Consider the following 6876-nt stretch of genomic DNA (forward strand, 5'->3'; position numbering starts at 1 on the left):
ACGGACAACGTAGGTAAGAGAGGTACTGTGGTGTCTTGCAAATGGTTGTTTAGAAGTCGATACAGTGAATATAGGTTGATCGCCAGACATTAATTTGTACAGGCGAACCAGGGGGTTCGTTATGCGAGATGGCAAATTTTCAAGTAATGCGCGTCCATAATTTGCATAAAGAAGCATTCGGATTAGCATTTGGATCGTGTGTTATCATTGGATATTATGGAATAAAGATAGATGCCAAGGAAATGAGTATACTGAAGTTGCATTAAAGTGTAAAATGCGACGATTTATACTTACTCATATAGGGCGATAGGGAGATTGCCGTCCCCTTTAGTTAGGATAGTGGCATGAGATTGGTTCAGCGTGAACATTTGGCTAGTGACACGCTTCGAATACATCTATTCACAAATGGCGGTAACAACAATTGTTCGGGGGCTCATGTGTGCGTGAGAACGATTTAAATCAGCAACGGCGAAGGCTTTTCGGGATGTGGTTTGCAGACATGACGCTGGAACAGACTGCGAATTACATTGTCGAATGTGTAAGAAAAAACGTGAAGCAGACTGTCCACACCGTAAACGTTGATCACTTGGTGCTACGGGAGCAGGACGAACATTACAGGAAAGCATCAGATTCGGCGGACTTGATCACGGCGGACGGGATGCCCATCGTTTGGTTTTCACGGTTGGTTGGCAGAGCGCTACCAGAAAGGGTAGCCGGTGCCGATCTGGTACATAAGTTACTTCTGCTTCCTGCGGAACAAGGACTACGATTCTTCTTTCTTGGCACAACGACTGAGGTTTGTGCGAAGGCGCGTGAGGTTGCGATGGATGCGAATCCGTCGGTTCAAATTGTAGGCTTCGCAAGCCCGACGCCAGGAGAACTCAGAGATCCTGAAGTCATAACGAGTCTTCAGGCGCAGATCAATGAGTCAGGCGCAAACGTACTATTGGTTGCACTTGGAGCTCCTAAGCAGGAAATACTTATATACCGATGGGAGGCTCATTTAGATACGGTAGTTAACATCGGAGTCGGAGCTAGCCTTGATTTTTTAGCAGGTAAGGTAGCAAGAGCCCCAAGGTGGGTTCAACGGATGGGAATCGAATGGCTCTATCGTCTCAGTCGCGAGCCACGTAGGATGTGGCGTAGATATTTGATAAGGGATAGCCGCTTTGTCATTATTGCCCTCAGAGAGTTGTTCGCGTCTCGATAATCGATACATTTGTGGGGGGAGCTTATGCGAATAGTCCTGGATGCGACATTCGTTCGAAACCATAATGTCACTGGCATTGAAAGGCACATCATTGAGAGTGTGAATGCTATGTTTAAAATAAAACTTTCGCACGAGATGACTCTGCTTATTCATCCGAATGGCAAAGAGAAATTCATAAATGTGCCACCTGAATGGAATGTGAAAATTTCTCCCTTTAAAAATCGATTGCTAATGGATCAGTTGTGGATTCCGCATGTTATTAAAACGATTTCGCCTGATTGGGTTCACCTAAATACCATGGGCATACCTATAGGATTGAAGTATCCCTTCTCGATGGTGGTGCATGACGCTGTCCCGTTCGTATTCCCGGACACCATATCCAAAGGCAATAAATGGTATTACCGCCCGATCCTGAAGTCGACGGTGAGAAATCCTTGCCTCGGTGGCATTCTGACTGTTTCGAAGTTCTCTGCAAGTGAATTAATGAACTATCTGAGCGTCGATCACGACCTCATCAAAGTAGTGCATTCTGGAGTTTCCGACGCATTTTTACGGGAGGGGGCGCTTGGAAATCAAGTTGAGAGATTACCGTCCTACTTTCTCATTGTCGGCACTCTCGAACCAAGAAAAAACGTCCAGTTAGCAATACGGGCTTTTTCTGAAATCGCTGGGTTGACCGACATAAATATGATTATTGTTGGTAGGAGAGGGTGGGGGGAGAATATGCAAATAGGCGACGAACTCAAGGAAAGAATAAAAGTAACTGGTTTCGTAGCAGACTCCGAACTGGCCTCTTACTATAGGAATGCTTTGGCATTAATTTTTCCATCGATGTATGAAGGAGCTGGTCTTCCGCTAATTGAGGCACTCGCGCTAGGAACTCCTGTTATTGCATCAGATATACCACCGTTTAGGGAGATTGCAAATGATGGTTGTATCTTCTTTAGGAGCAATGACCACTCTGATCTAGCCCGAGCGATGTTGCAAGTCACACGGGACAGCGAGCTCGTGAAGTCTCGTGCAATGTCCGGTAGGGAGCGGATTTTGCGTGAGTTTACATGGGACAGAAACGCTGAAGAGGTAATTTACTTCATTGAGGAGTTTTACTCGGCATATCAACGAAGAAACCTAGCGTCTGTATGTTGCAAAACATGATTCAATACAGAGGTGGGTTCTACTGGAATTTATAACATCGTGATTGGTGGTGGCTAGATGTTATTCTAATGTAAACCAAATGGAGTTGAGCTCAAGTTAGAATCAGAATATAGAAGGCTAGGCTAGCCAATCGTTTTGTTAAACAAATATTAGCCGCATCAACATTGTTGGAAATGGGATGATTTTTTGGTGGGTTCATGGAATTTAGCAAAACCGCGGGTCGTGACTATTGCCACCTTAACAGTGATAGCTATTTTCATCGCGGTTGCTTCAGTAAGGCTTTCAGCAATCACGCTGGCTGTCCTGTTTCTGATGGTATTGGTGACCGTGTTTTCCTTTGTTGACGATGCTAAATCTGTTAATATAATCTTGGTTTGGATTGCGACGCAGAATGCCATCGTTCCTTTCTTGTTCTTTCGCTCACAAGAATCGCCAACGTTCTGGACCGAGGTCTTAGCCGCATCGCAGGTTACAGTGATTTTAGTGGTTATAACCCATTTCTTTTTTAATACGTGGGCTGGTCGTCGCCGATCCCCTGCGTTCATCTCATCGGCAATCCTTTACAGCATCGTTTTGGTGCTTATTGCTGTTTTGCACAGGGGAACCAACCTGTTCAGTTCATTCAATAGTGCCCGCGAGGCCATGGTTCCCGCGTTATATCTTTCTCTTGGTTTCATGATTTCAAAATCAGAGTCCAGCAGGGTGGGTCTACTGCGTACTATTGCTGGGCTAACTGTAGTCGGTGCGGTGTTCGCTCTTGTTGATGCAATATTCTTGGGAACTCGATTTTGGTCAAATATAGATTTAGGACAGTATTGGATTCAGGTTAAGCACACTCCAGCGTATGAAGTGGTCAACGGCTTGCCGGGAAACTTGTATGAAAACTACGACGGTGTGATCCTAAGCCGGGCTATTTCCTTTTATGGGGATCCGTTGGCCGCGGGTTATAGTATGGCTCTTGGATATGCAGCTCTCTTGTTTCTCTATGAGCGCTCGAAACGATTTAAAAATCTGTATCTTGCTTCGATCTTTGTGGTCCTGGCAGGTATTTCGGTAACCTATACGCGCGCAGCCTACATAATCGTAGCTATTGAAACTCTTTCGCTTGCCATATATTGGCGGTCTGCTAATAAGCGCATCCCTAGGTTGCTATTGCTTAGTGTACCGCTCATAATCATTTTGTTGGCGGACAAGGTTCTAACGGCGAATGGTTCAGTCCTACTTCATCTACAAGCAATGTCATTTCTACCTTACTTACTATCTCATCCATTAGGAACCGGGGCTGGCACTCTGGGAGGGCCTGAAGGCGCATATCTTCAGATATGGTATCAGTATGGGATACTACCGTTAATATTATTCATGATATTTATGTACAATGTATACGTTTTTGTTAAGAGATCTCCAACTCCGTACTCTTATGTTGGAGCAGGTATACTTGTTGCATTGGTGGTAAGTGGATTTATCTCGGAAGAAATGTTGACCGATACCGCTTGTAGTATTGGTTGGGTATTGCTTGGGATGATTGCCTCGATGCATCTTCGGCCTGCGGCCGAACACTAAGCTGGCTCTAGCATCAATCAAGATAGACGGAGAGATGTCAAACGGGGGCATAGACGGCTTTGTCCACAACAACGATTTAGGTGAACTGTGGTTCTGAAAATGCGCATTATGTTGGAATAGGTTCCTCCTGTGAGGTTTCTATTGGCGAAGGGTGCCCAAGCTCCGTCTTATGAGACGAGTGAAGCATTTATGACTTCGAAGAAGCAGTCACAAGAGGATACGTGCCAAATTAGCCACCACGTCATGAAACTTGATATGACGGGAGGGATCGGAAGCAAACTTCATTCCGTGGTTGTACATCTAGTCAAAATGGTTTTCGGATTTCAGTGGTTGCGGGGATGTTGGAACTGAATCCAACTTTTATAGCTTGTTGAAAGAGATCGTAAATGAGGCGAAGATGAGTGGTTGTCGATGACAACGAATATTTGTAAGGGCGGATACTCCACTCATGCAGGTGGATACCGTATAAGTCTGGGAATCCTATAGCTCTGGCTATTAATTCTCCCAGAAGTATCAACTCTTGCTCTACATTTTGCTTGCCCTATGAAAAGTGCCATATTGAATCCTATTCCATGCTTTATGAATTGACATCCATATTAACATTACCGTTCTAGCAATGGATTATGACGGAATACCAGATGCTTCTTCATATTTATCATTTAAGGTGCGTTATAACCTAGCGAAACACTGGCAGGCGGAGCGCGCGTGAACCGCTTGATGTGCTTTCGGTTGTTCGCGAGGCAGGCCACCCAATAACCAGCTTAACTCCTGGAGTGTGATGACGAGCGTTTTTGCGTCCTTAGCCTCCGGCCAGGCGAACCGGCCGCGCTCTAAGCGTCGGTAGTAGAGCCAAAAGCCGTTGTGAGACCAGTGCAGGGTTTAGAGCTTGTCTCGCTGCCGGTTACAGAAGACAAACAAGCATGGCGAAAACGGATCGAGCTGGAACGACGCCTGGACCAGGGTCACGAGTCCGTCGATGGACTTGCGCATATCCGTGGACCCACAGGCAAGGTACACGATATTCCTGGATGCAGTCGGCGTTTAGCACGGGCGCGTCACGAGTATGTGGACAAGCTCCGCCAGTACGCGCGAGTCATAGCCGGGTCTCACGTCGATTTCGATCTTTCCGACGCGAAGGGTGATGGGTGCTGTGGTCGTTTGAGCGTCCTCTGTCACGACCGAGACAAAGGTGGGGATTACGCCATGCGACGCCTCATCCCGGAAGCGCCTAGCCCAGTACCAGAGTTGGTGGGGTTTCAGGCCGTGTTTGGTGCATAATCGGACAGCGGAAAGACCGCTGTCGTAGAAGGTGGCGATGCGCTCATGCCAAAGTTCACGGCGCTCCTGCTGAGACATGTACTCTCGCATACAAGAACCCTCCCGTGGCTTGATGAAGACATTTTCAAGCAGCGGGAGGGCGAACGCCATGTGGGGTGAATTGACGCTTACGGTGCTAACTTTGGATCATGTCGCTACTTTTTCTTTCTTCAAATGCTATTTTAATCTAACCTTGTGGTAATATGTTCTTGTAGGAGCGCATAGCTTGCGAAGGTCGTGAAAAACTTTATTGTGACGGCTCATGCATGTCGGTTTCACAAGAGTAATGGGGGAGTAGTCTGTGAGCGTGACACGTAAGTTGGCAAGTTCGGTAATGGCTTTGATTGCGGTCGGTAGTTTTGCACCTGCGGTATTTGCGAATGAATCTCACTCGAATGCCGCAGGAGAGTTTCGTTCATCGATTGCAGTGAACGGCTCCATCCTCTCCATGCCGTATGGTGTAACGGCGAAAGATGGCCAATATACCACCACGTATATGCCGCTCTATTATGTGGAGGCAGCTCTGAAAAAAGAGGGTATCAACTCCGCTTGGGATGGCAAAACACGTACCTGGGCACTAACTACCTCACAAACAAACTTTGACTTTTCGGGCATTCCCGTAGGCTCCGGTAATACAACCATTACATTGAATGGACAAGTCATCAAGAAGCTGAACACCATTGTCCGCAAAGATCCTGCAGGCGGCGCCCATGCCGTACCTACAACCTATGCACCTATCTATTATTTGCAGCAGATTATTGGGGCGCTGGGCATTGAGAACAACTGGGATGGCCAACTCCATTACTGGGGTGCCACAACACCACTCGTCGTGAAAAAGGGAACATATGGAGTATTGAGTGGCGGCACGGAGAAAGTGTCGCAGGATATTTTCTTGTCCGGCAATGGTGTCACATTGCAAAATGTTGAAGTTGACGGAAATGTATATGTCGATCCCGGTGCAAATGGAACCGCTACGCTGAGCAATGTGACGGTGACCGGTAAGATTGTTGTGCTGTCGGGTGCAAATCATTCCATCCACCTGGATGGTGTCACTGCAAACACGGTGGACGTGCACACATCGTCGCCCATCGATGTCGACGTGAGCGGTAACAGTGCGCTTGGTACGGTCAACATCCTTTCGACGGAAGCTCAAAACGCCGTTACGCTCAACGTCACGAGCGGATCGGTGACAAATGTGAATGCCTTGGACAATGCGCCGTTAACCTTGGCTGGACAGGGATACAAGACGGTGAATATTGAATCTGCAGGAACTGTTGAGGTCGCAGGGAAGGTTGCGACATTGACGGTTGTTAAGCCTGGGGCAAAAGTTATAGTAGATGCGAATGCGTCCGTCGGAACATTGCAGGTAGCCAAGACCGCGACAGGCATTTCCATTGTGAACAATGGCAGTATCGACACGTTGGAAAATGATGCATCTATAGCCGTCACCCTTACAGGTTCCGGAACTGTTACATCTTCGAAGGGATCGATTTCGACTGGCGGGTCCAGTAACGGAACGGGTGGCAATGGCGGCTCAACTGGTGGTTCCAGTGGTGGTTCCAGTGGTGGTTCCAGTGGTGGTTCCAGTGGTGGTTCCAGTGGTGGTTCCAGTGGTGGTTCCAGTGGTGGTTCCA

At 47.4% G+C, this 6876-nt stretch carries 5 protein-coding genes and 1 pseudogene; 4 read left to right on the plus strand and 2 right to left on the minus strand.

What is annotated here, in order from left to right; genetic code table 11:
• Positions 1 to 439: 439 nt before the first annotated feature.
• The 3 genes from BLU70_RS11040 (at position 440) to BLU70_RS11050 (ending at position 3925) form a co-directional block, all read left to right on the plus strand.
• Positions 440 to 1210 carry a WecB/TagA/CpsF family glycosyltransferase gene (locus BLU70_RS11040; protein ID WP_083341267.1) on the plus strand — a complete coding sequence of 257 codons (771 nt, stop codon included), beginning with the start codon at positions 440 to 442 and terminating at the stop codon, positions 1208 to 1210.
• A gap of 24 nt (positions 1211 to 1234) precedes the next feature.
• Positions 1235 to 2365: a glycosyltransferase family 4 protein gene (locus BLU70_RS11045; protein ID WP_074693479.1), complete on the plus strand. Its 1131-nt coding sequence runs from the start codon at positions 1235 to 1237 to the stop codon at positions 2363 to 2365.
• A 189-nt stretch (positions 2366 to 2554) separates the two neighbouring features.
• On the plus strand, positions 2555 to 3925 hold the full coding sequence (locus BLU70_RS11050; protein WP_074693480.1) for a hypothetical protein: 1371 nt from the start codon (positions 2555 to 2557) through the stop codon (positions 3923 to 3925).
• A 669-nt stretch (positions 3926 to 4594) separates the two neighbouring features.
• Here BLU70_RS11050 and tnpB read toward each other — a convergent pair.
• Positions 4595 to 4942 (minus strand): annotated as a pseudogene (gene tnpB, locus BLU70_RS14990) (IS66 family insertion sequence element accessory protein TnpB).
• Between the two features lie 24 nt (positions 4943 to 4966).
• Positions 4967 to 5293 (minus strand): IS66 family insertion sequence element accessory protein TnpA, encoded by a 327-nt coding sequence (gene tnpA / locus BLU70_RS14400; RefSeq protein ID WP_176780895.1) that lies wholly within the window; start codon positions 5291 to 5293, stop codon positions 4967 to 4969.
• 250 nt (positions 5294 to 5543) lie between these two features.
• Here tnpA and BLU70_RS14650 point away from each other — a divergent pair.
• A partial coding sequence (locus BLU70_RS14650; RefSeq protein WP_074693485.1) for a hypothetical protein occupies positions 5544 to 6876 on the plus strand: 1333 nt, incomplete at its 3' end.

This window comes from Alicyclobacillus hesperidum (genome assembly GCF_900107035.1).
GTDB classification, from domain to species: domain Bacteria; phylum Bacillota; class Bacilli; order Alicyclobacillales; family Alicyclobacillaceae; genus Alicyclobacillus; species Alicyclobacillus hesperidum.

Bases quoted from the DNA above. Each gene is read 5' to 3' on its own strand.
- tnpA (WP_176780895.1), bottom strand. From the start codon at position 5,293: ATGCGAGAGTACATGTCTCAGCAGGAGCGCCGTGAACTTTGGCATGAG.
- BLU70_RS11045 (WP_074693479.1), top strand. From the start codon at position 1,235: ATGCGAATAGTCCTGGATGCGACATTCGTTCGAAACCATAATGTCACT.